1 protein-coding gene is annotated in these 370 nt (G+C 33.8%); it reads left to right on the forward strand.

The window, feature by feature from the left end:
* Positions 1 to 67 precede the first annotated feature (67 nt).
* The coding region (locus COZ07_RS04885) for a hypothetical protein (RefSeq protein WP_406607465.1) at positions 68 to 370 on the forward strand (303 nt) is incomplete at its 3' end.

Here is a 370-nt window from a genome sequence, read left to right on the forward strand (position 1 = left end):
CCTAGTTATATCTATAAAATAATACCTCTCTTAAGTTATAATTTAACTTAAAGGGAGGTAGAAAAAAATGATAGGAGTAGCAATGTATATAACTATAAAATCACTTTGGGAAAAACATAAGAATAAATCATTAATCGCCAAAATGACTGGCCATGATTGGAAGACAGTGGCTAAAAGAATAAAAGAGATAGAAGCAGGGAAAGAATATCTTGCCAAGAAACCCCATCCCCGGATATTGGATTACCATAAGGAACAGATCTTAGAATGGTTAGAAGAAAATCTCTCCGGAGTAAGGATGCATGAAAAGATGCAAGAAGAAGGAGTAAAGGTGGGATACTCTACGGTAAAGGATTATATTTCTCAAATCAAA

Origin of the sequence: Candidatus Infernicultor aquiphilus (assembly GCF_002784285.1) — a bacterium.
In the GTDB taxonomy this organism is placed as follows: Bacteria; Atribacterota; Phoenicimicrobiia; order Phoenicimicrobiales; family Phoenicimicrobiaceae; genus Infernicultor; species Infernicultor aquiphilus.